25 protein-coding genes and 1 pseudogene are annotated in these 24,509 nt (G+C 70.3%); 10 read left to right on the top strand and 16 right to left on the bottom strand.

What is annotated here, in order from left to right:
• Positions 1–12: 12 nt before the first annotated feature.
• The 5 genes from AB5J53_RS41965 to AB5J53_RS41945 all read right to left on the bottom strand — a co-directional run bounded on the left by AB5J53_RS41965 (position 13) and on the right by AB5J53_RS41945 (position 5,066).
• The gene (locus AB5J53_RS41965; protein WP_369250833.1) at positions 13–1,023 is read right to left on the bottom strand and encodes an alpha-ketoacid dehydrogenase subunit beta; all 1,011 of its coding nucleotides are present in this window, start codon (positions 1,021–1,023) and stop codon (positions 13–15) included.
• Positions 1,011–1,979 carry a thiamine pyrophosphate-dependent dehydrogenase E1 component subunit alpha gene (locus AB5J53_RS41960; RefSeq protein ID WP_369250832.1) on the bottom strand — a complete coding sequence of 323 codons (969 nt, stop codon included), beginning with the start codon at positions 1,977–1,979 and terminating at the stop codon, positions 1,011–1,013. Before AB5J53_RS41960 ends, AB5J53_RS41965 begins: the two co-directional genes overlap by 13 nt.
• A complete protein-coding gene (locus AB5J53_RS41955; protein ID WP_369250831.1) occupies positions 1,979–3,316 on the bottom strand; it encodes a M24 family metallopeptidase in 1,338 nt (445 codons plus the stop codon). Before AB5J53_RS41955 ends, AB5J53_RS41960 begins: the two co-directional genes overlap by 1 nt.
• A gap of 47 nt (positions 3,317–3,363) precedes the next feature.
• On the bottom strand, positions 3,364–4,068 hold the full coding sequence (locus tag AB5J53_RS41950) for a helix-turn-helix domain-containing protein (RefSeq protein ID WP_369250830.1): 705 nt from the start codon (positions 4,066–4,068) through the stop codon (positions 3,364–3,366).
• Positions 4,069–4,532: 464 nt separating this feature from the next.
• On the bottom strand, positions 4,533–5,066 hold the full coding sequence (locus AB5J53_RS41945) for a MarR family winged helix-turn-helix transcriptional regulator (RefSeq protein WP_369250829.1): 534 nt from the start codon (positions 5,064–5,066) through the stop codon (positions 4,533–4,535).
• 224 nt (positions 5,067–5,290) lie between these two features.
• Between AB5J53_RS41945 and AB5J53_RS41940 the strand changes: the two genes are divergently transcribed.
• The 8 genes from AB5J53_RS41940 to AB5J53_RS41905 all read left to right on the top strand — a co-directional run bounded on the left by AB5J53_RS41940 (position 5,291) and on the right by AB5J53_RS41905 (position 12,284).
• A complete protein-coding gene (locus tag AB5J53_RS41940) occupies positions 5,291–5,842 on the top strand; it encodes a YceI family protein (RefSeq protein WP_369250828.1) in 552 nt (183 codons plus the stop codon).
• Positions 5,843–5,958: 116 nt separating this feature from the next.
• A complete protein-coding gene (locus AB5J53_RS41935; protein WP_369250827.1) occupies positions 5,959–6,090 on the top strand; it encodes a hypothetical protein in 132 nt (43 codons plus the stop codon).
• 137 nt (positions 6,091–6,227) lie between these two features.
• Entirely contained in the window at positions 6,228–7,361 is a 1,134-nt protein-coding gene (locus AB5J53_RS41930; protein ID WP_369250826.1) for an acyl-CoA dehydrogenase, read from the top strand.
• Positions 7,362–7,792: 431 nt separating this feature from the next.
• Positions 7,793–8,932: an SDR family oxidoreductase gene (locus AB5J53_RS41925; RefSeq protein WP_369250825.1), complete on the top strand. Its 1,140-nt coding sequence runs from the start codon at positions 7,793–7,795 to the stop codon at positions 8,930–8,932.
• Positions 8,929–10,209: an aspartate aminotransferase family protein gene (locus AB5J53_RS41920; protein ID WP_369250824.1), complete on the top strand. Its 1,281-nt coding sequence runs from the start codon at positions 8,929–8,931 to the stop codon at positions 10,207–10,209. Before AB5J53_RS41925 ends, AB5J53_RS41920 begins: the two co-directional genes overlap by 4 nt.
• 71 nt (positions 10,210–10,280) lie before the next feature.
• Positions 10,281–10,763 (top strand): type II toxin-antitoxin system RatA family toxin, encoded by a 483-nt coding sequence (locus AB5J53_RS41915; protein WP_369250823.1) that lies wholly within the window; start codon positions 10,281–10,283, stop codon positions 10,761–10,763.
• Positions 10,756–11,313 (top strand): flavin reductase family protein, encoded by a 558-nt coding sequence (locus tag AB5J53_RS41910; RefSeq protein WP_369250822.1) that lies wholly within the window; start codon positions 10,756–10,758, stop codon positions 11,311–11,313. The genes AB5J53_RS41915 and AB5J53_RS41910 overlap by 8 nt, the downstream gene beginning before the upstream one ends.
• 104 nt (positions 11,314–11,417) lie before the next feature.
• On the top strand, positions 11,418–12,284 hold the full coding sequence (locus AB5J53_RS41905) for an esterase/lipase family protein (RefSeq protein ID WP_369250821.1): 867 nt from the start codon (positions 11,418–11,420) through the stop codon (positions 12,282–12,284).
• A gap of 141 nt (positions 12,285–12,425) precedes the next feature.
• Here AB5J53_RS41905 and AB5J53_RS41900 read toward each other — a convergent pair whose 3' ends face one another.
• From AB5J53_RS41900 to AB5J53_RS41850, 11 genes and pseudogenes are all read right to left on the bottom strand, one after another.
• Positions 12,426–12,953, bottom strand: a complete 528-nt coding sequence (locus tag AB5J53_RS41900) for a hypothetical protein (RefSeq protein WP_369250820.1) — start codon at positions 12,951–12,953, stop codon at positions 12,426–12,428.
• Positions 12,954–13,036: 83 nt separating this feature from the next.
• Positions 13,037–14,089 carry an acyl-CoA desaturase gene (locus AB5J53_RS41895; RefSeq protein ID WP_369250819.1) on the bottom strand — a complete coding sequence of 351 codons (1,053 nt, stop codon included), beginning with the start codon at positions 14,087–14,089 and terminating at the stop codon, positions 13,037–13,039.
• Positions 14,090–14,130: 41 nt separating this feature from the next.
• Entirely contained in the window at positions 14,131–15,090 is a 960-nt protein-coding gene (locus tag AB5J53_RS41890; RefSeq protein WP_369250818.1) for a VlmB-like protein, read from the bottom strand.
• 45 nt (positions 15,091–15,135) lie between these two features.
• Complete coding sequence (locus AB5J53_RS41885) at positions 15,136–16,140, bottom strand: bifunctional lysylphosphatidylglycerol flippase/synthetase MprF (protein ID WP_369250817.1); 1,005 nt, start codon at positions 16,138–16,140, stop codon at positions 15,136–15,138.
• Positions 16,137–16,604: a hypothetical protein gene (locus AB5J53_RS41880; protein ID WP_369250816.1), complete on the bottom strand. Its 468-nt coding sequence runs from the start codon at positions 16,602–16,604 to the stop codon at positions 16,137–16,139. Before AB5J53_RS41880 ends, AB5J53_RS41885 begins: the two co-directional genes overlap by 4 nt.
• Positions 16,605–16,606: 2 nt before the next feature.
• On the bottom strand, positions 16,607–17,488 hold the full coding sequence (locus tag AB5J53_RS41875; protein WP_369250815.1) for an SAM-dependent methyltransferase: 882 nt from the start codon (positions 17,486–17,488) through the stop codon (positions 16,607–16,609).
• A 50-nt stretch (positions 17,489–17,538) separates the two neighbouring features.
• Positions 17,539–19,110, bottom strand: coding sequence for an ABC1 kinase family protein (locus tag AB5J53_RS41870; protein ID WP_369250814.1), 1,572 nt, complete (start codon positions 19,108–19,110; stop codon positions 17,539–17,541).
• A gap of 103 nt (positions 19,111–19,213) precedes the next feature.
• A complete protein-coding gene (locus tag AB5J53_RS41865) occupies positions 19,214–19,831 on the bottom strand; it encodes a hypothetical protein (RefSeq protein WP_369250813.1) in 618 nt (205 codons plus the stop codon).
• 171 nt (positions 19,832–20,002) lie between these two features.
• Positions 20,003–20,581: an RNA polymerase sigma factor gene (locus AB5J53_RS41860; RefSeq protein WP_369250812.1), complete on the bottom strand. Its 579-nt coding sequence runs from the start codon at positions 20,579–20,581 to the stop codon at positions 20,003–20,005.
• A gap of 421 nt (positions 20,582–21,002) precedes the next feature.
• Positions 21,003–21,101 (bottom strand): annotated as a pseudogene (locus AB5J53_RS41855) (LysR family transcriptional regulator); the annotation flags it as partial.
• A 151-nt stretch (positions 21,102–21,252) separates the two neighbouring features.
• On the bottom strand, positions 21,253–21,759 hold the full coding sequence (locus AB5J53_RS41850; protein WP_369250811.1) for a MarR family winged helix-turn-helix transcriptional regulator: 507 nt from the start codon (positions 21,757–21,759) through the stop codon (positions 21,253–21,255).
• Between the two features lie 107 nt (positions 21,760–21,866).
• Here AB5J53_RS41850 and AB5J53_RS41845 point away from each other — a divergent pair, with 107 nt between their 5' ends.
• Both AB5J53_RS41845 and AB5J53_RS41840 read left to right on the top strand, forming a co-directional pair.
• The gene (locus AB5J53_RS41845; protein ID WP_369250810.1) at positions 21,867–23,021 is read left to right on the top strand and encodes an ABC transporter substrate-binding protein; all 1,155 of its coding nucleotides are present in this window, start codon (positions 21,867–21,869) and stop codon (positions 23,019–23,021) included.
• 185 nt (positions 23,022–23,206) lie between these two features.
• Positions 23,207–24,484 (top strand): hypothetical protein, encoded by a 1,278-nt coding sequence (locus AB5J53_RS41840; RefSeq protein ID WP_369250809.1) that lies wholly within the window; start codon positions 23,207–23,209, stop codon positions 24,482–24,484.
• Positions 24,485–24,509: the final 25 nt, after the last annotated feature.

Here is a 24,509-nt window from a genome sequence, read left to right as displayed (position 1 = left end):
TACGGGTGGGGGTCAGTACGCGGCGAGGTCCCTGACCCTTGCCACGACCTTGTCGACCGTGGGGATCACCCGCTCTTCGAGCGCGTCCGCGAAGGGCAGCGGGACGCACTCCCCCGCCACCCGGCACACCGGCGCGTCCAGCAGGCCGAAGCCCTCGTCGACGACGACCGAGACGAGGGTGCCGCCCCAGCCGCCCTGGTACGGGTTCTCCTCGACGGTGACGAGCCGCGAGGTCTTCGCGACGGAGGCGAGGACGGCCCGGGTGTCCAGCGGCACCAGGCAGCGCAGGTCGATCACCTCGGCCGAAATGCCCTCCGTGGCGAGCCGTTCGGCGGCCGTGAGAGCCACGGGCACCATCGAGGCGAGTGCCACGAGCGTGATGTCGCCGCCTTCGCGTACGACGGCCGCGCGCCCCAGTTCGACGAGGTGGCCAGGCGGTGCGGGCGGCCCCTTGGTCGCGAGCAGTCCCTTGTGCTCGAAGAAGACCACCGGGTCGTCGCTGCGGATGGCCGCCGCCATCATGCCGATCGCATCGGCGGGTGTGGCCGGAGCCGCGATCTTCAGACCGGGGACGGTGAACGCCCAGTTCTCGGTGGCCTGCGAGTGCTGGGCGCCGAAGCCGAGTCCGCCGCCGTTCGCCGTGCGGACGACCAGCGGAACCGTGACCTGACCGCCTGTCATGTACCGGACTTTCGGGATCTCGTTGGCGAGATAGTCCCAGCAACAGGCCAGGAAGTCGGAGAACATGATCTCCGCGACCGGCCGCATTCCGGTCATCGCGGCACCCATGGCCGCACCCACGATCGCCTGCTCGGAGATGGGCGTGTCCCACACCCGTTCGGGACCGAACTCCTTGTGCAGTCCGGCAGTTGTCTTGAAGACTCCGCCCGCGGCGCCGATGTCCTCGCCCAGGCACACGACCGTCGGATCGCGGCGCATCTCGCGGGCGATGCCCTCGGCGACCGCCTCGCGATAGGTGAGGGGGCGGCCGGTGGTCATCCGCTCTCCCGTCATGTCCGCCATGCCGCACCCCCGTCCGCCCATACGTCGGTGAGCGCCTCGCCCGGATCGGGCGCGGGCGCGTTCCTGGCGGCCTCGACAGCCGCCGCGACGGTCTTCTCGACGCGCGCGTCGACGTCCGTCGTGTCGGCGCCGAGGGCCTCGAGCCGGGCGCGGGCGAGATCGAGCGGGTCGTGCTTCAGCCAGCGCTCGACCTCCTCGGCCGGTCGGTAGGTCGCCGGATCGGCCCGGCTGTGCCCGAAGTGGCGGTAGGTCAGCGCCTCCAGCACACCGGGCCCCTCCCCCGCACGGGCTCGGTCGGCCAGCCCGGCCACCGCCTCGCGGACGAGCACCACGTCGTTGCCGTCGACGACCTCTCCCGGGATGCCGTACGCGGACGCCCGGTCGGCGGCGGGACGGGCCACCGCCGTCACTTCGGCGATGGGCGTGTACTCCATATAGAGGTTGTTCTCGCAGACGAAGAGCACGGGCAGCTTCCATACGGCGGCCAGGTTGAGCGCCTCGTGGAAGGCGCCGATGTTGGTCGCGCCGTCCCCGAAGAAGGCCACCGCGATCTGCTCGGTGCCACGCAGTCGGGCCGACCAGGCGGCGCCGACCGCCATCGGCAGATGGGCGCCCACGATGGCGTACGAACCGAGCATGCCGACAGACGCCTTGGTGAGGTGCATCGAGCCGCCTTTGGCACGGCACAACCCCGTGGCCCGGCTCATGAGTTCGGCGAGGCACTCCTCGGGGGTTGCGCCACGGGCCAGGGCGTGGTGGTGGCCACGGTAGGTGGCGAAGACGTAGTCGTCGGGGCGCAGCGCCGCGCTCGCGCCGACGGCGATCGCCTCGTGCCCGGCGGCGAGGTGGGTGGTGCCTTTGACGAGTCCGGACATGAACAGGTCATGGGCGGCCCGTTCGGTGCGGCGGATCAGCGCCATCTGCTCGTACAGGGGGAGGAGTTCGGCCGCGTCCATCAGCGCGCCCCGTTGTCGCGGCGGGTGTTGAGATGGGACTGCGCCTCGCGCCGCGTGTTCAGCTCTCCGCCCACGGTCCAGTACTTGCGGCCCGCGACGAGCAGTTCCTCGGCCGGGAACTTGGTGATCACCTCGCAGCCGTCGGCGGTGACGACCAGTTCCTCCTCGATGCGCGCCGCCGACCAGCCGTCCTTGGCGGGCCAGTAGGTCTCCAGGGCGAACACCATCCCCTCTTCCAGGACTTCGGGATGGTCGAGCGAGACGAGCCGGCTGAAGATGGGCTTCTCCCAGATGGACAGGCCGACCCCGTGGCCGTACTGGAGGGCGAAGGCTGCGGTCTCGTCGGGGAAGCCGAACTCCTCGGCGCGCGGCCAGACTTGGACGATGTCGGCGGTGGTCGCGCCCGGCCGCACCAGCGAGATCGCCTCGTCCATGTACTCCCGGCACCTCAGATACGCGTCGCGCTGCGCGCTCGACGCGCTGCCGGCTGCGAACGTGCGGTAGTAGCAGGTGCGGTAGCCCAGGTGGCTGTGCAGGATGTCGAAGAAGGCGGGGTCGCCGGGGCGGATGAGCCGGTCGCTGTAGACGTGCGGGTGGGGTGAACAGCGCTCGCCCGAGATGGCGTTGACGCCTTCGACGTACTCGCTGCCCAGGTCGTAGAGAACCTTGCTGACGAGTCCGACGCACTCGTTCTCCCGCACGCCCGGGCGCAGAAATCCGTACAGCTCCTCGTACGCCGCGTCGACCATCGCGCAGGCCTGGGCGAGGAGGGAGATCTCGTCGGCGGTCTTGGTGCGGCGGGCCCGGAGGAAGACCTGTTGTCCGTCGACGACGTCGATGCCCTGGGCGCGCAGCGCCATGAGGACGGGCATCTCGGCGAGGTCGACGCCCAACGGCTCGCCCGCCAGGCCGTGTTCGCGCAGTTCGGTGGCGATCTTCGTGGCGACGTCCTCGGCGATACCGGCCTCCGGGTGGAAGGCGCCCCGCAGGGTGGAGATGCCGGCACGGGCGCCGGTGGGCGGGCCGCCCTTGCCGTCGCTGTAGTCCAGCCAGGGGTTGTAGAGCTGGTGGTGGCGGGCGGCGGAACCGAAGTCCCAGACGATCGGTTCGCCGCCCCGTACGAGAAGCGCGAAGCGAATCAGCTTGTCCATGGCCCACGTACCGATGTGGGTGGACGACATATAGCGGATGTTGGCGAAGTCGAAGCTGAGCAGCGCGCCCAACTCGGAAGCGTTGAGGGCCTCGTTCAGCCGGGCCAGGCGCTCTCTGCGCAGCCGGTCCAGGTCGACGCGCTCTTCCCAGTCGACGGCGTTCGGCCCGAATGTGCGGATCGCCATGGCGACCACCTCCGTCATCCGGAGTGAACGACCGCTCGAGGGAAGTGTCAAGCGCTACTGAACACGAACCACACCCCAACGGCAGGTTCGGCACCGTCGTTGCGGTAGCGATGCGGGGTGGTCGACTCGAAGCACACCGCGTCGCCGGGGCGCAGCGTGTACTCCTCGAACCCGAGGGTGAGGACGAGTTCGCCGGAGGTGAGGTAGCCGTACTCGGTGCCCGCATGCCGCATCAGACCACCGGAACTGGACGAGGTGCCGCCGGGCCGGTAGGTCACCAGCAGGAAGTCGACGTCGGTGCCCGGAACATGGCCGAGACGTTCCCACACCACACCCGAGTCGAGCTCCAGCGTCTCCCGCCGCCCGGCGCCGACCAATGGCCCGATGCGGCGCCCCGGATCCGCGGCGAAGGCGGCGAGGGCGTGCAGCACGGTGCCGGACGGTACGGAGCCGGTGGCGGAGCCGCGCGGCGCGGCGCCGGGTGGGACGGAGACGGGCGGGAAGGACCCCACCGCGAGCGGGGCCTCAACACCCGTGTCCTGCGCGTCGAAGAGCGACTCGACCGAGATGGCGAGCGCCGTCGTGATCGCGTACAGCGTGCTCACCGACGGCTGGCTCTTGCCCGTCTCGATCTGCGAGATGAGGCTCGCGGAGACCCCGATCTCCCGCGCGAGGCCACGCAGGCTCATCCCCCGCTCGAGGCGCGCCTGCCGAATGCGCCCGCCGACGGGCGGCACGGGCTCAGGAGACACGGGCGGCTCCTCTCACGGGCCGATACTGTCCAGCCCCATTGAACAGGAGCACGGGCCGGCCGGTCCCAGGAACGGGGCAAGGACCTTATACCGCACGTGCGGTGGCAGCCTCTCGGAGCAGCTCGACCAGCTGTCGGATGTCGGGGCGGCGAGCGGTGTCCGACCGGCTCACGGTGAAGACGGTACGGCTCACCGGCTGTGCGAGCGGGTGCAGCCGGACGCCGTCGAGACCTTCCGGGAGAGCCGGCCGGGGCGCCAGGACGACGCTGGGGGTACGCGGTGGCCCGGCTGCCGCCGGCGACCAAGCACCGCGTCCCGTCGCGCTCGTCGGCGGTGCGGTCACGGTGCTCGGCGTCGCGCTGATCAACAGGTCGAAGGGTGCCGGCACGGATCGGCGCCGGCTCGAAGCCGACAGGCCGGTGCAGGGCCGTGCCGAGGTGCGCGGCCGCGTACAGGCACCGGCGTCAGCTGGACTCCGCGGGACCTGCACAGGGCTCGTCGTCCACGATGCCCAGGGTGGCGAAGGCGCGGGCGAAGGACGCGAAGCCCTCCTCGCCCAGGGGTTCCACGACGCGGCGTCGCACCGCGTCGGCGAACACCTTGGCCGCGGTCGTCGCGGTCTCCCGGCCGAGCGGGGTCAGCACCGTGTACGTCACCCTGCGGTCCGAACTCGACGGGCGGCGCTCGACGAGCCCCGCGTCGGCCAGCCGGTCGACCACTCCGGTCGTCCCCGCGGTGGAGAAGCCGAGCGTCTGGGAGAGCAGCCGCATCGGGGCGGCCTGATCCGGCGAGGCGACCAGGAAGCAGAGCACTTCGAGTGACGAGGCCGGCAGGCCGACCTCACGCTGCGCCTCGGCGAGGAGTTCGTCGGTGAGCTCCCGGAATCCCGTCGCCAGCGCGTTCCAGCGCTGCAGCAGGTCGGTCTCCTCCGCGCTCGGGCACTGGTCCGCCACACCGGGGCACTCGACCCGCTCCACTGTCCGCTGGGGCTCCCCCATACGCTGGCTCCCGTCGTCCGTTCCCACGTCCTGGCCCACTCGATACCGAGTCCTGGCCCCTTGCCGAGGATACCCCGCACAGCTATTATCTCGCGAGCTACCTAATAGCTGCCAATGTAATAGCTAGCGGTGTATTGATTCTTCAAGCGCACCGCCGACCGCCCGCTCCAGCGCCCGGATCACGTCCGGCTCCCCCTGACCGCTCACGAAAGGCATGAACGGCCATGTCCGACACCACCTCGAACTCCCCCCACTCCGGCTCGCTCGCGGATGTCGCCGCCGGTCGTTGGACCCTCGACCCGGCGGGCACCACCGTCCGTATCCAGCACAAGACGTTCTGGGGCCTGGTCAACGTCAAGGGCGTCTTCACCGAGGTCAGCGGCGACGGCGAAGTGCTCGCCGGGGGCAGCGCGCACGGCAGCGTCACGATCGACGCCGCCTCCGTGGACACCAAGAACGCCAAGCGCGACACCCACCTGCGCTCCGCGGACTTCTTCGACGTCGACAAGCACCCCTCGCTCGTCTTCACCGCCACCGATGTGACCCCGGTCGGCAACGGGACCGCCCGGGTCACCGGTGACCTGACGGTGATCGGCGTGAGCCGCGCGCTGTCCTTCACGGCGGAGGCGTCCGAGGTCTCGGCGGACGCGGTCACCCTCACCGCCGAAATCCCGGTGGACCGCAAGGAGTTCGGTATGACCTGGAACCAGGCCAGCATGCTGAAGCCGCTGACGTTCGTCACGATCACCGCGCGCTTCACCCGCCGGTCCTCCTGACCCGTGGCACGACCGGGCGGCCGCCCCGCCGCGGGTCGTCCCGCCGCGCCCGGTCCCGGCCGTGCTCCCGCGGTCGCCGCCCCGGAGCGCTCCACCAGGGTGAGCTTCTCAGCCGGGTGCCGGGCCTGGAACTGGCCCGCACGGCCGTCAGGTCGGCGCTGCACCGCGAGGACTTCCCGGGGAGCCGACACCAGGTGCTCGGCACCCACATCGTCGTACGCGACTCGACTCGGCGCCACGGTCGCTGACCCCACCCGGGCCCACCCGGGACTGCTCCCCCACCGCATGGCTCCAACATCACTCGGCCCGAGGGGTCTTCGCGGTTCGCGCGTAAACAGAAACGACGCTGCCGACGACACCTGAGCACCAAGGAGCAGGCGACGACATGAGATTCCTGGAGCGTGAGCGCGCGGCCCTCGGCAAACTGCTGCCCGGCCTCGACGAGAGTCTGCGGGCCCTGCCGCTGATGACACTGGAAGGTCCGAAGAGTCCGGGAATCCGGTTGTTCCGGGAGAACGGCGGACCCGGGCTGCTTGCCCCGGCCGCCTTTCAAGGCAGAGGCGCCACGGCACTCGAGGCGCTACGGGTGCAGCGCGCGCTGGGCAGCCGCTCGCCCTCGCTCGCGGTGGCGACGACCATGCACCACTTCTCGATGGCCACCCTGGTCGGACTGAGCGACTCCGGCGAGGGACTGGAGTGGATGCTCATCGAGGGCGTCGCGTCCGACAACCGGCTCATGGCGTCCGGCTTCGCAGAAGGGCGCAGCGGCACCGGCATTCTGTCGCCGTCGATGTCCGCCACGGTGACGCCCGAGGGGGTGCGGATCACCGGCGTGAAACGGCCGTGCAGCCTGGCCCGTTCCATGGATCTGCTCACCGCCAGCGTGATGGTGCCCTGCGAGGACGGGGAGGGCCAGGAGCTGGCCGTGGCGCTCGTCCCCGCCGAGAGCGAGGGGCTGAGCGTCAGTGGCTTCTGGTCGAGCACCTTTCTCGCGGGCGCCGAGAGCGACCAGGTCACCCTGGACAACGTACTGGTGCCGAAGGAACTCCTGGTGCGGACCGCGTCGCCGGCCGGAGCCCGCCTGGACGCGGTGCAGACCGCGGGTCTGGTCTGGTTCGAACTGCTGATGACGGGCAGCTATCTCGGCGCCGCGAGCGCGCTGGTGGAGCGAGTGCTGCTCAACGACCGGGTGCCCGATGCCGAGCGGGTCCGGCTGCTCGTGGAGATCGAAGGGGCGATGGCGGCCGCCGAGGGCCTGGCCCGACGCGTCGACGAGGGCATTCCCGACGAGTCCGCACTCGCCGACTCGCTGTACGCGCGCTACACCGTGCAGGACGCCCTCGCCCGGATCGTCCCCCGGGCGGTCGAGCTCCTCGGCGGGCTCAACTTCATGACGTCCGACGAGGTCGGCTACCTCGCCGCCTGCGCCAACGGGCTCGCCCTGCATCCGCCGTCGCGGTCACGGATGACCGGCCCACTGTCCGCGTATCTCGCGGACGAGCCGCTGACGATCGCCTGAGAGCAACCCACCTCAGCCGACGTCGACTTCGCCCCTGTCGTCGGGTGGTATCGCCTGACGGCTCGGCTCCGGCCGGCACGGACTTGAATCCGGCAGGCACGGACCTGACCTGAGCGACACGGATCTGACCCGCGGACTTTGACACGCGGCCCGGCCGGAGTCGGCGCGCACACTGGCGACCGTACGCCCCGGACCGCCTCGCACCGCAATGCCGTACGCCCCGGACCGCCTCGCACCTCAACGCCGTACGCCCCGAATCGGCTCGCACCTCAACGCCGTACGCCCCAAGTCGCCCCGCACTTCAGCTCCGTACGCCCCAAGTCGGCCCGCACCCCACCCCATACGCCCCAAGTCCCCGTCCGACAACCGACTGACACGAGTCATCGCATGACCGGCACCATCCGCTCACCCGACCGAGGGGGAACACGAACATGCCTCAGTCCCGGCCCCGGCCCAGCGCTCCGCCCAGTCCGCCACCGGTCGTGGAACGTCCCACGGTGCTGCTCACCGGCGGTGCCGGAGTGCTCGGCAGAGCCCTGATCGACGAGTTGGCGCAGGACTTCCGGATCGTCTGCCTGCGCCATCGCACTCCGGTGAACGACCGTCGGGTCCGTGAGATTCGCGCGGATCTGCTGGAGCCCGGACTCGGTCTGACACCGGCGGACTTCGAGCGGCTCGCCGGCGAAGTGGATCTGGTCGTGCACTCCGCCGCCGCCACCAACTGGAAGGCCGAGCCGGATTCGATCCGGCGCGCCAACCTCGACGGAACCCTCGCGATGCTCGACCTCGCCGCCCGCGCCGGCGCGCGTTTCTACCACATGAGCACCGCCTTCGTCGCCAATCCGCTGGCCCCGGAGGAGCAGGAGCGCTTCCCCGGAGCCGCTGCCTATCTCGCCTCCAAGACCGCGGCCGAGCGGGTCGTCCGCGAGGCGCCGGTGCCGGGAGTGATCCTGCGTCCGTCGGTGGTGATGGGCGACTCCGTCACCGGCCGTATCGCCGGAATGCAGGGGCTGACACGGGCGCTGGGCGCCATCGTCAAGGGCCAGGTGCCGGTGCTGCCGGGCGCGCCCGAGGCTCGGATCGACATGGTGCCGCAGGATGTCGTCGCCCGTGCGGTGGGCGATCTGCTGCGTGGTGGGGTCACCGCGGGCGAGTACTGGCTGACGGCCGGCGCGCAGGCGCTGTTGCAGCGCGACGTGGTCGACACCTGCCTGGAGTTCGCGGAACGGTACGGGCCGAGGCCTCATCCGCCCCGGCTCATTCCGCTGGAGTCGGTGCACCGTCTGCTGCTGCCGCTGATCGAGGGCCCCACGTTCCCGGAGTCCTTGCGTCGGCGCTTCCACACCTACGCGGAACTGCTGCTGGTCTTCCAGCGGGCGCTGCCCTTCGAGTCGTCCCTGGGCTCGCCGCACTGCGGCTCCGCCCTCTCCAAGGAGTCCCTCCGGCAGGCGCTGGTCCGCAACCTGACCGCGTGGTCCACGGGGCGCGGCGGCATGCGCGCCCAGCGCCGGGCGCAGCAGCCGCCACAGAAGGCGTCGCAGAACGCGGAGACCAGGGAGCTGGCGTCGTGACGGCCGCGGTGACCGCCGTCGCCCACGGCGCCGTGGACCGCGCGCACATCGCCCGGCTCTATCGCGAGCACCTGTCCTCCGGCCGTGCCGTCCTCGGATCGGTGCTCGGAGGCATGCTGGAGACGGGGTCCGACGGTGCGTGGGTGTTCACCGAGGACGGCCGCCGCTATCTCGACTTCGGCGGGTACGGCGTCTTCATCCTGGGGCACCGGCACCCCTCCGTGACGACGGCCGTGCACCATCAGGTGGACTCGCATCCGCTGGCCGGGCGAGTCTTCCTGGAGCCGGTCGCGGCCCGCGCGGCGCAGGCCCTGGCGGCGCGGACTCCGGCCGGTCTCGACCGCGTCCACTTCGTCAACTCCGGGGCGGAGGCCACCGAAGCCGGTCTCAAGCTGGCCCGGGCGCACGGCCACACCGCTCTCGTCAGCACGACCGGCGGCTACCACGGCAAGACCCTGGGCGCGCTCACCGCCACCGCCAACCCGAAGTACCAAGAGCCCTTCCAGCCCCTTCTGCCGGACAGCACGGCGGTGCCGTACGGGGATACGGACGCGATGGCCGCCACCCTCGCCGAACTCGGCCGACGTGCCTGCGTGATCGTCGAGCCGGTGCAGGGAGAGGGAGGCGTACGCATTCCACCGCCCGGATATCTGGCGGAGGTGGGCGAGCTGTGCCGGACGTCCGGGGCCTTCCTCATCGTCGACGAGATCCAGACGGGCCTCGGGCGGCTGGGCTCGTGGTGGGGCATGGACGCCGAGGGCGCCGAGCACGTGGCCCCGGATGTGCTCCTCGTCGGCAAGGGCCTCAGCGGCGGTGTGGTCCCGGTCGCGGCCATGGTCGCCACCGAGGCGGCGTACCGCCCGTTCTCCCGCGACCCCTACCTGCACACCTCGACGTTCGCCGCCTCACCGATCGCCTGTGCCGCCGCGTGGGCCGCGGTCGAGGCACTGGACCGGGAGGACATCATCAGCCGCGCCGAGGTTCTGGGCGACCGGCTGCTCACCGGCGTCCGGGCCGCCTGCTCCCCCTACGCCGGCGGCCTGGTGCACGACGTACGGGGACGGGGACTGCTGATCGGCCTGGAGCTCGCCGAGGAGCGGGCCGTCGGTGAGCTGATCCTGGAACTGGTCGGGCGCGGTGTCCTCGTGAACCACTCCCTCAACGCCACGCGGGTGCTGCGGCTGACACCGCCCGCGATCGTCGGCGACGAGGAGGTACGGCTGTTTCTCACCGCTCTGGCCGAGGGGCTGCGCGTCGTCGCGGCGCGCGTCGGCTGACCTCCGGAGCGCCGGGCACCGGAGCACTGCCATCAGTGACCAGTAAGACCATCTGCGGAAAGGGAACCCCCATGCGTCATGTGACCGTACGACTGACCGCTCACGACGTCGACCCCGAGACCGCGTACCAGCGGATCCGGGACTTCCGCCGCTATCCCGAAGTCACCGAAACCGTCCGCGAGGTCGCGGTCCATCCACCCCATGACGACGGCACGGTGGTGTCGGACTGGACCGTCCGTTTCCGAAACGGCCTGATGCGCTGGTCGGAGCGCGACGCGTTCTTCCCGGAGACCCGGACCATCGGATTCACCCAGCTCACCGGCGACTTCGAACTCTTCGAGGGCACCTGGCGGTGCGCGTCCGGCGAGGACGGTACGGCCGTGACCTTCGACGCCGTGTTCGACCTGGGCATCCCCACCTTGGCGGAACTCCTCGATCCGGTGGCCGACTCGACCCTGCGCACCAACATCGAGCGGATCCTGCGCGGACTGCTCGGCCGGGTCACACCCGCGCCGGCCGCACTCGCCGACACCGCGGCCTCCGCGCATGGCTGACCTGGCTCCGGCCACCGCGGGATGGGACACCCTGCGGGACGAGCCCGGTCCCGACACCGTCCGCTGCCTCGGTCTCTACGCCAAGCTCACGGCCGGAGTCACCGTCGTCACGGCCCTGGACGGCACCGGCCGCCCCACCGGGATGACTGTCTCCGCGCTGACGTCCCTGTCGGCCAGGCCGCCGCTCGTCCTCGCCTGTCTGCGCGGCAGTTCACGCACCCTGAACGCTCTGCGAGCCCAAGGCGCCTTCGCTGTAAGCCTGCTGACGGCACATCAGAGGCCGGTCGCCGACCTCTTCGCCGATCCCTCCGTGCCGCCGGGACGCCGCTTCGCCGGCAGCCACGTACGGCAGGTGCTCGGTCTGCCGGTGCTCGCCGACGCGCTGGCGTGGTCGGTGTGCCTGGTCGAGGACGTACGTCCGTACGGCGATCACCACGTGGTCGTCGGGCGCGTGATGGCGGTGGAGGTGAACGGCGGGAGGCCGCTGCTGTGGCACGACCGCGGGTTCCACACGCTGACCGGGTTCCGAGAGCTGCCTGCCGACGACTGACTGCTGATTCATGCGTCCAGCCCTCACGCCCGGCCGGGTCTCCCCGGTCGGGCGTCTCGCGCACCCAACTCTCACGTCCCGATTCCCGAGCCCGAGGAGGCCGTATGTCCCTGCCCCGCATCCCCGGCATCAACTCCGACAGCGCCGCGACCGAACTGGCCCGGACGCCCGAGCGGTTGTCCGGCAACGCCCAGTCCGTCGGCCACCGGATCGGCTCCGCCCTCGACCCCGCCGCCGATGACGACTGGGGCCGGCCGCCGAGCGAGCAGCGCCCGTACCCGGTGGTGCTCGCGCACGGCACGCTGGGCGACCGCGAGTCCGTCTGGCGCAAGGCGGCGCCCGCGCTCAGAGCCGCGGGCCACCGGGTCTTCCGGCTGAACTACGGGGAGTTGCCGACCCTGCCACGGCTGTACGGACTCGGCGACATCCGGAATTCGGCCCGGGAGCTCGCGGACTTCGTCGACCGGGTGCTGGCGGACACCGAGGCGGCGAAGGTGGACCTCGTCGGCCACTCGCAGGGCGGGATACTGCCGCACTACTACCTCAAGTTCCTCGGCGGGGCCGGAAAGGTGCGGCGCGTCGTGGGAATCGCGCCGAGCAGTCATGGGGTCGACGTGGCGGGGCTGACGGCGCTGGTCCGTCAAGTCCCGGGTGTGCAGGGGGTCGTGGAGGACCAGGTGCTGTTCCGGGTGAGCCCCGCGTTCACCCAGCTGCTGCACGACTCGGAGTTCGTGAGCGAACTGGTGACACCGGGCGACACCGTCGACGGGGTCGGCTATACCGTCATCTGGTCGACTCGCGACGAGCTGGTCCAGCCGCCCGAGTCGCAGCAGCTGCGGCCCACCCGGCCGGAGCACATGGTCACGAACCTCTGTCTCCAGACCCTCGCCCCGGGGAACCGCGCGACGCACTTGGCCATGCCGTACGACCCGGTGGTGCTGCGGGAGACGCTGAAGGCGCTGGCCGACTGAGGGCCCGTCCGACACGTACGACACGTACGACGAGTGCGAGTCGCACGGCTCGTATGGCTCGCACAGCTCGCACGACTCGTACGGCGAAGGGGGTGGTGCGGGCCCGATCGGCCCGCACCACCCCCCGTTCGTGTCATCGGCTCAGTACGCCGTGCACCGGCCCTTCTCGCCGTTCCAGAAGCACACCTGGCCGAAGACGTCGAAGCCCGCGACGCCCTCCGGGTTGATCTTGTCGAAGCGGGGCTTGGGGATCTGCAGCCCGTTGATCCCGTCGCCGGCGAGCGGTCCTTCCGTCACGGTGCGGTCCGGGACAGGGCTGCCCTCCTTGAGGTCACCCTTGAAGTAGAGCCCGCCGACCTCGCCGGTGTTCCACATGCCCACGCCGTTGCCCTCCACCGAGAATGTCGGCACCGGCAGCCCGCCGAATCTGCCCGTTCCGGCGACGTCGAAGACGATGTCGGTCAGTTCCGGCGCCGCCCCGTTGGGCGACCTGCAGTCCCGGTACCCGATGTGCCCGCTCACGTCGGCCTCCCGGACCAGTACGCCGAGCGGCGGACTGAAGTTCACCTCGGCGTCGAGGCGGCACACGAGGTCGGGAACCGGGTCCGGGGCGGCCTGGGCGACGGGAGCGGCCAGGGCCGTGCCCGCCATGAGGACGGCGGCCAGCACCGCTCCTTTCCTCCCGAGGCGTGTCAGGTGGAGAGTCCTCTTCACTGTCGTTGAGAACGTCACTGCGTCCAGCCCCTTCTCCTTCAGGCCGTGGCCGTGTTGCCACGGAGAACTTCGCTCGCGGAACCGAGGTGGTTCGCGAGGTCGCGGTACGACTCCAGGACCCCCGTCTCGACGTACGGGATCTCCCGCTCCGCGCAGAACGCCTTCACCACGGGGTAGGCGCGCCGCAGAGCGGAGCGCGGCATCCCGGGGAAGAGGTGGTGCTCGATCTGGTAGTTGAGGCCGCCGTAGAGGAAGTCACCGAGATAGCCGGTGGGCAGGGTGCGCGAGGTGAGGACCTGGCGTTCCAGCCAGCTCCACTCCTTGCCCACGCGGGTCGGCAGGCCCTTGTGGTTGACGGCGAAGGCGAGGCCGAGAAGATAGCCGAGGAGGACCTGGTGGAACGCCAGGAACAGCAGCGCGGCCGGCCAGGGCAGCAGCAGGAAGAGGGCGCCGAAGAAGAGCACCGCGTGCAGGACCATCAGGCCGCCCTCCAGGAGGGGCCGGCGGATGGCGCGTCGGCGCAGGGCGATGACGCCGGCGATGCGCAGGACCACGGCCTCCAGGCCGAGCAGCGGGAAGAACAGGTACCGCTGGTTGGCGGCCAGGAAGCGGGCGAATCCCTTGCGGTCCTGGGCCTGTTCGGGCGCGAAGATCGCCACCCGGCGCAGGATGTCCGGGTCGAGTTCCAGGTGGTTGGGATGGTTGTGGTGCCGGTTGTGGTGCTGCACCCACCAGCCGAAGCACACCCCGAGCATCAGGTTCCCGTGGATGAGGCCGAGCGCCTGGATGAACTTCCGGGACCGGGTGATCTGACGGTGTCCGGCGTCGTGCACCAGGAAGGCCAGCTGCTCGTGCCAGACGGCGAGCCACACCGCTGCCAGGATCACATTCCACCAGACGCCGTCGGAGAGGGCGAGCACCGCCCAGCCCACCGCGTTCATCAGCCAGACCACCGCGATCCCGGTGACGTACTGGCCCTTGCGGGGGCGCATGAGTCCGGCTTCCTGGACGCGCCGGGTCAGTTCGCGGAAGTCCTCGTCGAGCGCGCCTGGTTCATACGGTGAGGAGTCGACTGCCGGGCTGTCGGTCATCGGAGTGCCACCGACCCTTTCCTTCCGGACGTGCTGTGCGGTCACGAAGTGAGGCCCATGTCGGCGAGCCGCGATTCCTGTGTGGCGCACGCCCATTCGGCGGCGGCCAGCATCCGTTCCTCGGCGGTGGTGTCGACCAGACGGCGGCCCGGCCACAGCTCGTAGTCGCCGGCGATGTGGCGGTGCTGTTCCAAGCCCCGCTGATAGAGCTGCTCCCGACGGAACGTCAGCTCCTGGACAGGCAGTCGGCTCCACAACTCCATCCCTTGTGCGACGAGTTCGCGAATGCGCCGCAACTCCTGCGGATGGCACTGCAGATAGCGCCGCACGATCGTGCTGCCGACGGACAGATGCCGGATCTCATCGATGCCCGCGGCCCGCTCGATCTCGGCGGCCGGCGGATCGAAGGGCCGCCACTTGCGCTCGCTCAGCTCGGCGGTGGGCGCGAGCACTCCTTCGACCAGGACGGTCAGGGTGATGACGCCGCCGATGTAGTCCCGGTCCTTCTCCAGGACCGACCGTCCGAACGCCTCCAGCGGTGCCAGGATCGCGTCCCGGTCGGCCCCGGCGAGGTCCTCCATGGTGGCTTCCAACTGGTATGCGGGCACGCCCAGTTCGAGGAGGTGACCGCGGAAGGCGTAGGCATGGCGGGCCTCGTCCATCAGTTGGGAGGTGTAGAAGTCCATGCCGGCGAGGTCGGGGGCGTAGGCGACCAGGAAGGAGAGGGCGCGAGCCGCCTTCTCCTCCGCCATCGAGCGGAAGGCGAGCTCCTGCATGACGGCCTGGCGCAGCGGCCCGTCCGCCATCATGTGCGCCGGGACGGACACGTCCGCGGACCGGCCCATCGGGTCGCCTCCGAGGGTGCCCTCCGGCACCGCGCGAAACCAGTAGCCGAGGTCGCAGCCCTCTGGTGTCAGCTCGGTGTGCAGCGCGCCTTCCAGCAGGCTCGGGGCGCGGTGCCGGTCGGCTTCCGCCGGGAACTTCGCGATGGATGTGGTCATTTCGGCCTTTCTGACTCAGATACTGCTCATGGATCGCCGGTGATTTCAGACCGACTTCGTGAGGCGCATCAGCTGCCATACGGCGGGGGGGCGCACGCCGCCCTGGAACGCCAGGTACTCCGGTTCGATGACCTGCGGGCGCCACTTGAGCTTGAAGGACTCCTGGGCGGCCGCCGGGTAGATCGCCTGCCCCTTCGCCGCCAGCAGCCGCACACAGCGGTGCAGGAGGCCGCTGGTCGGGCCGGGCGCGGCGGTGTCCGCCCCGAGCTGCACGAACGGGGTGAACCCGAGGTGCAGCCAGTCGCACCCCTCGTCCTGGAACTGGCGCAGCGCGGTGGCGAACATCAGCTCCACCGTGCCGGGCGGGGCGTCCGGCAGCCGCCGCGTCAGGTCGTACAGCCGGCCGGACCGCTCGCCGAACACGGGCGAGTAGGACACGTAACCGACGGTCCGCCCCTCATGAACGGCGGTGAACAGGCGCCGGTGCGGTGCGCCCGGTCCGCCGCGTTCGCCGATGAGGAACTCGAGTTCCTTGACGTGCCGGCCCTTCGCCCGCAGCCACGCCGCGTCCACCGCGTCGAGAGCGGCGCCGTCCTGCTCCCCCGCGGGCACTTCGGCGACGGTGACTCCTTCTCTGCGGGCCCGGTTGACCATGTTGCGCACCTTGACCATGCGCTGGCCGCCCAGGCCGTATCCGTCGAGCGCGATACTGAAGGAGGCGCCGAACTGGTTGACGGCGAAGCCGTACCCGGCGTGCAACTCGGCCCCGGCGCGGGAGAGTTGCACGGCGACGACCCGCCGCCCTTCGCTTCCGGCCCGGTCGAGCAGTGCCGTCAGCAGCCGCTCCTGATCCCGAGCCGCGCAGACGGGCCCGCCCAGCTGGAACAGATACCGGCGTCCGCCCTCCCGGTACGGGACGAAGCCGTCGACACCCTCCGCGTGAAAGCGACGGTTGCCGCTGTTCAGCGCGAGGAACGCGCTGCTGTGGCTGCCGTGGCGGCGCAGCATCTCGTACGCCTCCGTGTCCGCGAGCACCTGCGGAGGGTTCACCGGGCCGCCGCCTCGTGCCAGGGCACGGTCGCGAAGTCCCGCAGCGCGGACTGGACGGACGGGTGCGGAACCGGCTCGAAGGACACGGTGAAGGACTTTGCGAAGTTGCCGAACAGGGCCCGGTCCCCGAACAGATGGACCGGCAGGACCAGCAACGCCCACTCCCAGCCGTACGCCAGAACCCAGGCCCCGAGGACCGCGCCCTGGACGCTGAGGCTGTGCATGGTGTTGTAGAGCACGTAATAGAGGCGCGCGACCTGCTTGTCGGGGCTGCGGTGATAGGCGATCGCCCCCGGCAGGTAGCCGATGACGTCCACGTACGCGAAGAGGACGACGGCGACCCACCAGCGCACTTCGGCGAGGTGCGCGAGGAAGAACCCGGCGGCGGCCAGGAGCCCGAGCAGATACTCGAGGCGCAGGAGCCGATAGGTGGTGGGGGTCTGGCAGAGATTGTGCCCGTCCACGGTCACCGCCCGCCGGCCGGGACCGTCGCCGTCACCAGGATCATGCTGTCCGTCTCGACCCCTGGGAGCGCCGCCAGATGCGGGGCGAACCGCTCGACCGCGTACGGCAGCGCCAGCAGGTCCGCGATCTGCGCCTGCCAGCCGTGCCCGCCCCACCAGTGCTCCGCGTCCGCGAGGTGCCAGACCCACGGTGTTCCCGAGCCGGACAGGGCCTCCAGCCACGGTTTGACGAAGGGGGAATCGGCGGTGTCGGCGTTCAGGCACTCGGCGCCGAGGGTGCTGCCCGGCGCGGAGAGTTCACCGACCGTGCCGATCAGGCTCTCCACCGCCTCCGGCTGGAGGTAGAAGAGCAGCCCCTCGCACAGCCAGGCGGTGGGCAGGGTGGGGTCGAAGCCCGCGGCGAGGGCCGCTCCCCTCCAGTCGCCCAGCAGGTCGGCCGCGACCGTCGTACGGCGAGCCGTGTCCGGGCTCCGGCCCGCGAGGACCCGCTCCTTGAAGGCCTGTACGGCGGGCAGATCGACCTCGAAGACATGGGTTCCGTCCGGCCAGTCGAGCCGGTGGGCCCGGGTGTCCAACCCGGCTCCCAGCAGGACGACTTGACGGCAGCCCGCGTGCGCCGCGGCGAGCAGGTGGTCGTCGAAGAAGCGGGTGCGGACGGCCAGCCAGTCGGGCAGCACCCTTTGCAGGACACCGGATCCGGGCGGGGCACCGACCGCGCCGGCGGCGTCCAGGAACTCTGCGGCCAGCGGATCGTCGAAAAGCGCGTCCGCCCGGGCGGATTCCTGGGCCCGCATGCGTACGGTCCACAGGGCCGTCTGCGAGACTCCGTCCAGCAAGGAGCCGGTTCCCGCGTCGCGCGGAGTGTCATGGTGCGTCATGGGCATGGGTGATTCCTTTGTGCGTACGGTTATTGAGGGAACGTCAGGTGTGATGGTCAGCGGGGCGCCCGGCGGCGGTCGTACAGCAGGGCCGCGGCACCCAGCGCCAGCAGGCCGCGCGACGGCGACCAGGGCCGCTGCCCGCCCATGGACGCGGGCGTGTACGGCTCGTGGACCTGGAGCGCGAGCTGGCGGTTGGCGGCATCGGAGAGGAGCCCGCGCCACTGTTCTGGAGCGAACGCGGCCGCGGCCAGCAGGTCCATCGTGTTGCGGGCGACCTGGTCCAGGGAGAAGTACTCCCGGATCAGCGCCACGATGATCCCGCGCGCCTCCGCCTTGAAGACCTCCGCGAGGGCGATGTCCGGCGCGAGGCAGCGCACCGAACCCTCCAGGTTCGCGAAGGACTTGCCCAGCAGGGAGATGGCGGGCGCCGAGCCGATGCCCCGCCTGGTCGCCTTCTCCAGGACCGTGGTCAGGGAGACCCCGAAGTTGATGTCTTCGAGGGAGGCGGTGGCGACCTTGGGAACCAGCGCCGCCATGTCGGCGGCGAACGCGGGCAGGTTCGACCAGGGGGTGACCCGGCCCATGTCCGCCCACGCCCGCGCCAGTCCGTGACCGTCGTTCTGGGCGATGGCCATGAGGAGCGGCAGCAACTGCAGACTCGTACGGCGGTCGAGCCGGCCGACCATGCCCCAGTCGATCAGCGTGGCCGGACCGCCGGGCAGCGCGAAGACATTGCCCGCGTGGGGGTCGGCGTGGAACATCCGATCGACGAAGTACCCCCGGTACATGAAGCGCAGCAGATCCTTGCCGATCTCCGTGCGCTCCCGGTCGCTGAACCGGTCGCGGTCGAGGTGCCGTACGGAAGCACCCGGCGCCAGCGACTGGACGAGCACCTTGGGGGTGGCGTGGATGACCCGGGGCACGTCGAGCGTCGGATAGCGCCGGATGTTCTCGCGGGCCTCGTCCATGTTGCGGGCCTCGCCGGTGAAGTCCAGCTCGGGTTCCATCGCGTCGAAGATGGAGCCGAGCATCGCCTCCACGTCGATGACCTCGTTGAAGCGGGGGGCGGTACGGGCCACGATCCTGGACGCCTTGCGCATCAGGGCCATGTCCGCGTGGACCGTGTCGCGGATGCCGGGCCGTTGCACCTTCACCACCGCGGGCCGTCCGCCGGGCAGGGTCACCCGGTACACCTGGGCCAGGGACGCCGCCCCCAGCGGGCGGGTCGTCTCGATGTCGTCGAAGCGCAGCTTCCAGTCCGGGCCCAACTCCTGCTGGAGTACGGGTTCGAAGAGGGAGAACGGCTGGACGTCGACCTGGTCGTGGAGGTTCTGCAGCTCACTGATCATGGAGGCGGGCACCATGTCGGGCCGGGTGGAGAGGATCTGACCGAGCTTCACATAGAAGGGGCCGAGGCTCTCCAGGGCGTGCCGCACCGCCTTGGCCCGGCGCGCGCCTTCCCCGGCGGCGCCCCCGTCCCCGGCGGAGGCCTCGGCTTCCGCCGGGGACAGCGGGCCGCGCCCGGTCCGTCGGCGCTCCCGCGTCATCCGGCCGACCTCGTCGGCGACGAGGCTTCCCAGTACCTTCACAACCAGCCGGAGCCGACTGCCGAGCAGGGCACTCATGTGTCACAACCTCCTGTGCCTGACGAGATCCGTCGGTCATGCGGCGCGCTCACTCACGGGGGTGAGGCGGTACGCGCCCGGTGGCGGTCGGCGAGCCGGCCGCTCAGCCTCCCTTCCTCGCCGCGGGCGCACGGCCGGCGCCGGTCACGGCACCGGTGACCTGCTGGACGTTCTCCAGCACACCGACCAGGGACGCGACGAGCTCGGAGAGCTGGGCGATCTGCCGCGGCAGCGCGGCCAGTCCCTCGGCCATGTCCGCCGCCCCCGACACGGCCGATGTCGCGCCGCCCGCCACCTGTCCGAGCGCGGCCAGCGGATTGGCTCCGCCCGCGGCGAGGGGGTTCGCCGCACCGGCGGCGCCGCTGAGGGCGGCGAGGGGATTCGCCCCGCCACCGGTGATCGCCGCGAGCGGGTTGGGGGCGGCGCCCGTGAGCGCGGCGAGTGGATTCGCCGCGCCGACTCCGGCCGCGGCGTTGGCGGCGTTCGCGAGCGCTGCCACGGGATTGGCCACGCCGCCGAGGGCCGACAGCGCGCTGACCGTCCGCAGGACATCGCCCGGCAGTCCGCTCAGTGCCTGATACGGGTTCACCGGATTGAGCCAGTCCACGGAATTACTGTCGTCGCCTTTGCGGTCGAGAATCTCGTCGAACGCCTTCTTGGTGCTGTCGGCAATATCGCCGATGAAATCCTTGATGGTGTCCTGGGTATTGTTTTTGGCCACGGAAGATGCCCTTTCCCTCTCGTCTGCTCACCTGAACTCCCGGAATTCGGGAGCCGTTTTGACACCCGCGCCGACATCGATCGACCGCGGGAAGAGGACGGAAATCTTTTGTGCCACGACGGAGTACCGTTGCGCCGCGACAGAAAATCGTTGTGGAGTGACGGCGATCCGTTATGCCGCGGCGCCGTCCAAAGCTTTCGCGCAGACGAGTCGCAACCGCGCCCGCCCCCGGGTGAACGCGCCTTCGGCCGCCTTCACCGAGATCTGGTGCATGCGCGCGAATTCCAGCGTGGAGATTCCATGGGCGCGGGCGAGCACGACCTGGCGCTCGCGGCCGCGCAGCAGGTGGACCTGACCGAGCAGCCAGCGCCCGAAGTCCTGATCACACACCCCCTCGTCCGGCGTCTCGGCGGTGCCCACGTCCGCCGCGCGGCGCAACAGCCTTCGTCTGCGCTCCAGTTCGCGGTAGTGGTCGACGCACAGGCGCAGGGCCACCGTGGTCAGAAAGGGACCAATCCGCTCGCGGTCCAGATTGCCGTGGGCGGCCGCCCTCAGCATCGCTTCCTGTACGCAGTCCTCCGCGTCCTGGGCATTCGGAAGCCGCCGGCGGACCAGCCGCATCAGACGCTCCCGATGACTGGCGATCACATCCCAGGACAGCTCCCGCCGCACCTCTTCCTGGGATTCGTGAATTGCTCGATCGACGATACCGAACTCACCTAAGTGGTCTTCCAAATTCCTGTGATCCATGGCCCCGAAACGATTTCTGGTGCGAAGTCGAAATATCCGCACGGCCTATCCCCAACCCGTCGCGAGGTTTCTTTTCCGAGCCCACTGACCAACAAACCGCACCGAATGGCTTCCACTCATCCGCATGGAAAACGGAGGATAGCGTTCCGGCACGCCGTATGCCGTGCTATACAACTCGCGCGAGCCGTAGGGGAACCCGGCCGCTGCTGAAACGTCACGTCATGGGGAAACGCGCCCGATAAGGCCCTCAAAAGAACCTCGAATCAGCCATACCCGGATTGAATGAGCCAAATTCCGCGGGTAGGACCGGAAATTCCGAGGGTCCGGCCGGAAACACCGACGGTCAGGTCATGGCCCGCGAACGCCGTCGCGGCCCGCGAACACGGAGTTGCGGGAGAGTGCCACTTCGCGCAGGACGGCGCTACCAGGCGCGGGCGGCCCGGACGAGACTGTCGCGGACCCGAGCGACGTCCGGGTTGCTCTCGGCGCCGGGCCGCTGCACCAGGAAAAGGGTCCTCACCCAGGAGACCCAGATCGGCCTGCCGGCCGCGGAACTGGCCCGCCAGAAGCCCAACCCGATGCTCAACGGCCACCAGGACTGGCTGGACGGCCTGGGCCGCGCCGCCACCCGCTGAATCCGCCAAGCGCCGGGACGCCTAGCGCCGGGACGCCTAGCGGCGCCGCCAGGGCAGCACCGCCGGGTCGGTCTCGGCTGTCTCCACGCGTTGCAGCGCCGCGCCGATGGCTTCGCCGATCTCTGCGAGTTGACTCACCTGTTCAGGAGTGAGGGCGTCGAAGAGCGCGCGGCGCACGGCTTCCACGTGCCCGGGAGCCGCTTGCTCCAGCAGGGCGTACCCCTCGCCGGTCAGGACGGCGAGCTGGCCTCGGCCATCGGCGGGATCCTCCCGTCGGTCCACCAGACCGGCCTCGCTCAGCCGGTTCACGGCATGGGTGAGCCGGCTGCGGGTGATCTTCAGACGCCGGGCGAGCTCGGACATTCCCATGGCGCGATCGGGCGCCGATGAGAGGTGGGCCAGCAGCGTGTAGTCGGCGTGTGTCATGCCGGCATCGCGCCGCAGCTGCCGGTTCAGATAGTCGGCGAGCAGGGTGGAGAAGTCGACGTAGGCCAGCCAGGCCCGTCGTTCCTCGGCGTTGAGCCAGCGCGGCGTCGTGGGCATGCTCACACTCTACCGGGGCTCCGTTTGAAGTTTCAAACATGCCATGTACCATCCCTTTCGTCGCGATGTTTGAAGTCTCAAACATCGGCTCGATGCACGAAAGCTCGATGCACGAAAGGCAGCACATCGCAATGAAGCTCACCAAGAAGAAGAGGCTGGGTGTGGCCATCGCCACCGGCCTGGCCCTGACCGCGGTCTCCGCGACCGCCATCGCGCAGGCCGCCCAGCCGGCCGCCGCGAGAGAGCAGGACCAGCTGCAGGCGCTCTACCAGGCGGCCAAGGCGGAGGGCGGCAAGGTCACCGTCTACATCGGCGGCGACGCGCCCGGCCAGTGGGACTCGCTGGCCGACGCCTTCACGAAGCAGTTCCCGGACGTGAAGCTCCACCTGGTCACCGACCTGAGCAAGTACCACGACGCCCGCATCGACAACCAGCTCGCCACCGGCCACCTGACCGCAGACGCCGCGATCCTGCAGACCGCCCAGGACTTCGACCGCTGGAAGAAGCACGGCGACCTGCTCAAGTACAAGCCGGTCGGCTGGAACGACGTGTACGCCAACGCCAAGGACAAGGACGGCTACTACACCGGCGTCTTCTACGGCGCCTTCTCCTACATCGTCAACACCAGGCAACTCCCGGCGAACCCCGGCGACTTCAAGGGCACGGACCTGCTCGAGCCCGCCTACAAGAACAAGCTGATCCTGACCTACCCGAACGACGACGACGCCGTACTGTTCGGCTACAAGCAGATCGTGGACAAGTACGGCTGGAACTACCTGGCCAAGCTCGTCCGGCAGAACCCGAAGCTGATCCGTGGCGTGCCCGGCTCGTCGGCCGGCGTGGCGAGCGGCGACTACCTCGCCTCGATCGCCGTCGGCGGTGACGCCCGCCCGGACGGCACCCAGGTCTTCTCCAGCACCGAGCGCTTCAACTCCTGGGCCCAGCGCGGCGCCATCTTCAAGAAGGCCCCGCACAAGGCGGGGGCCAAGCTCTTCCTGAGCTGGCTGAACTCGCAGGCCACGCAGAAGAACGCCATTGCCACCTGGACCTGGTCCGTCCGCGAGGACATCGCGCCCCCGGCCGGTCTGAAGCCGCTCGCCTCGTACAAGAACACCGACCCCGACGCGTTCGTGAAGTTCATGTCGAACCGCGCCGCCGTCGAGCGCTTCCGCTCCCAACTCGAGCTCTACGTCGGCCAGGTCAAGGGCGCCGACCCCGCCGACCCCACGGACACCCTCGGCCGCACCCCCGGCTCCTTCTGAGGAACGATCAGAAGTCTGCGGCCCGGATCCTGCCGGATCCGGGCCGCAGACTTCCGCGGGTGCTTCGGGTTCGATGATCCGCCGCGGTACAACCCTTCGGTGGCGGCGTGTGTCTGATGGGCGGGAACTGGCGTTCCCCCGCAGTTCGTCCATCCGTCGCCGACGCTTCACCCAGAGGGACCCCCATGCCCCAAACCGCTCCCGGTTTCCCCATGCTCCGCAAGACCGCCGGCGCGATCGGAGCCGTCGCGCTGATCGCGCTGGGTGCCGCGCCCGCCGTCGCCGACGACCCGGGCCCCGGACTGGCTCTGGGAGAGATCGCCCCGATCGACGGCGTGAAGCCGGACAGCAGCGTCGAGGTGCCGGTCACGTTCACGAACAAGGGCACCGAGGCCGTCGACAAGATCTGGCTGTCGTACTCCGTCACCCGCGGGCTGAGCCAAGCGGAACTGCCCTCCAACTGCCTTCGCTACGAGGTCTCCTCCTTCGACGAGGCTCCGAGCTCCTCCGCCGCGGTCTGCGAATTCGATCAGACGGTGGAACCCGGCGTCGTCTACGCACCTGAGAAGTCGCTGACGCTGAACGTTCTCGACCGCGCGCTGTACGACAGGCTTCGGGTGGCGGTCGCCACCTACGACAACGCCCCCGGGGACGGCGCCTCGCAGCCCGTGCGCGGGACCGCGCCCGCGGTGAAGCTGGTCGAGCGGCCCGACGCCACCCCGACCGGCACCGGCTCCGCCCAGCACCCCGACTGGGACGCGGCCGATGTGGCGGTGACCGCGACGAACACGGCCGACTTCCAGGTGTCCGGAGCACGGGTGAAGGGCCGCGTAGGGGACATGGTTTCCCTGGAGGTGAAGTTCACCAACGCCGGGCCGGGCTGGGTGCTGAGGGACGCGGGCACCCCGGCGACCCGGGTTCTGGTCAAGATGCCCGCCGGTACGACGGTCACCAAGGCCCACGGGTTCTGCCACAGCACGGGATCCGGAAGCTACGACTGCGGCACCAGCCAGTCCTGGGTCGACGAAGAGGGCGGGGAGACCTACACCTTCACCCTGAAGATCGACAAGGTGGTACCGGGGGCCAAGGGTTCGGTGGCGCTCGCCGGAGAGCCTCGGCCGTTCGACAAGAACAAGGCGAACGACACGGCCGACATCCTGCTCGACGTCACCGGCGGCGGGTCGACGGGTGGCAGCGGCTCGAGCGGTGGCGGCTCGACGTCATCCACCGGAGGCTCCGGCGCCTCGTCCACCGGAGGTTCCAGCACCGGGTCCACCGGCGGTTCGGGTTCCACGGGCGGCTCCTCCACCGCGACCGGTTCCTCGGGCTCCGCCTCCACCGGTGGCGACCTGGCGAACACCGGTTCCGCTTCCGCACTGCCCGTCGCGGGCGCGGCGGCCGCGGCCGTCGTCGCCGGCACGGGCGCCGTCCTGGTGGTCCGCCGCCGCCGCGCCCAGCGGTAACGACCGAACCGGTCCGGCGGCGCCG

Source organism: Streptomyces sp. R41, assembly GCF_041053055.1.
GTDB lineage: Bacteria > Actinomycetota > Actinomycetes > Streptomycetales > Streptomycetaceae > Streptomyces.
This window is presented reverse-complemented; position numbering and strand designations above follow the sequence as displayed.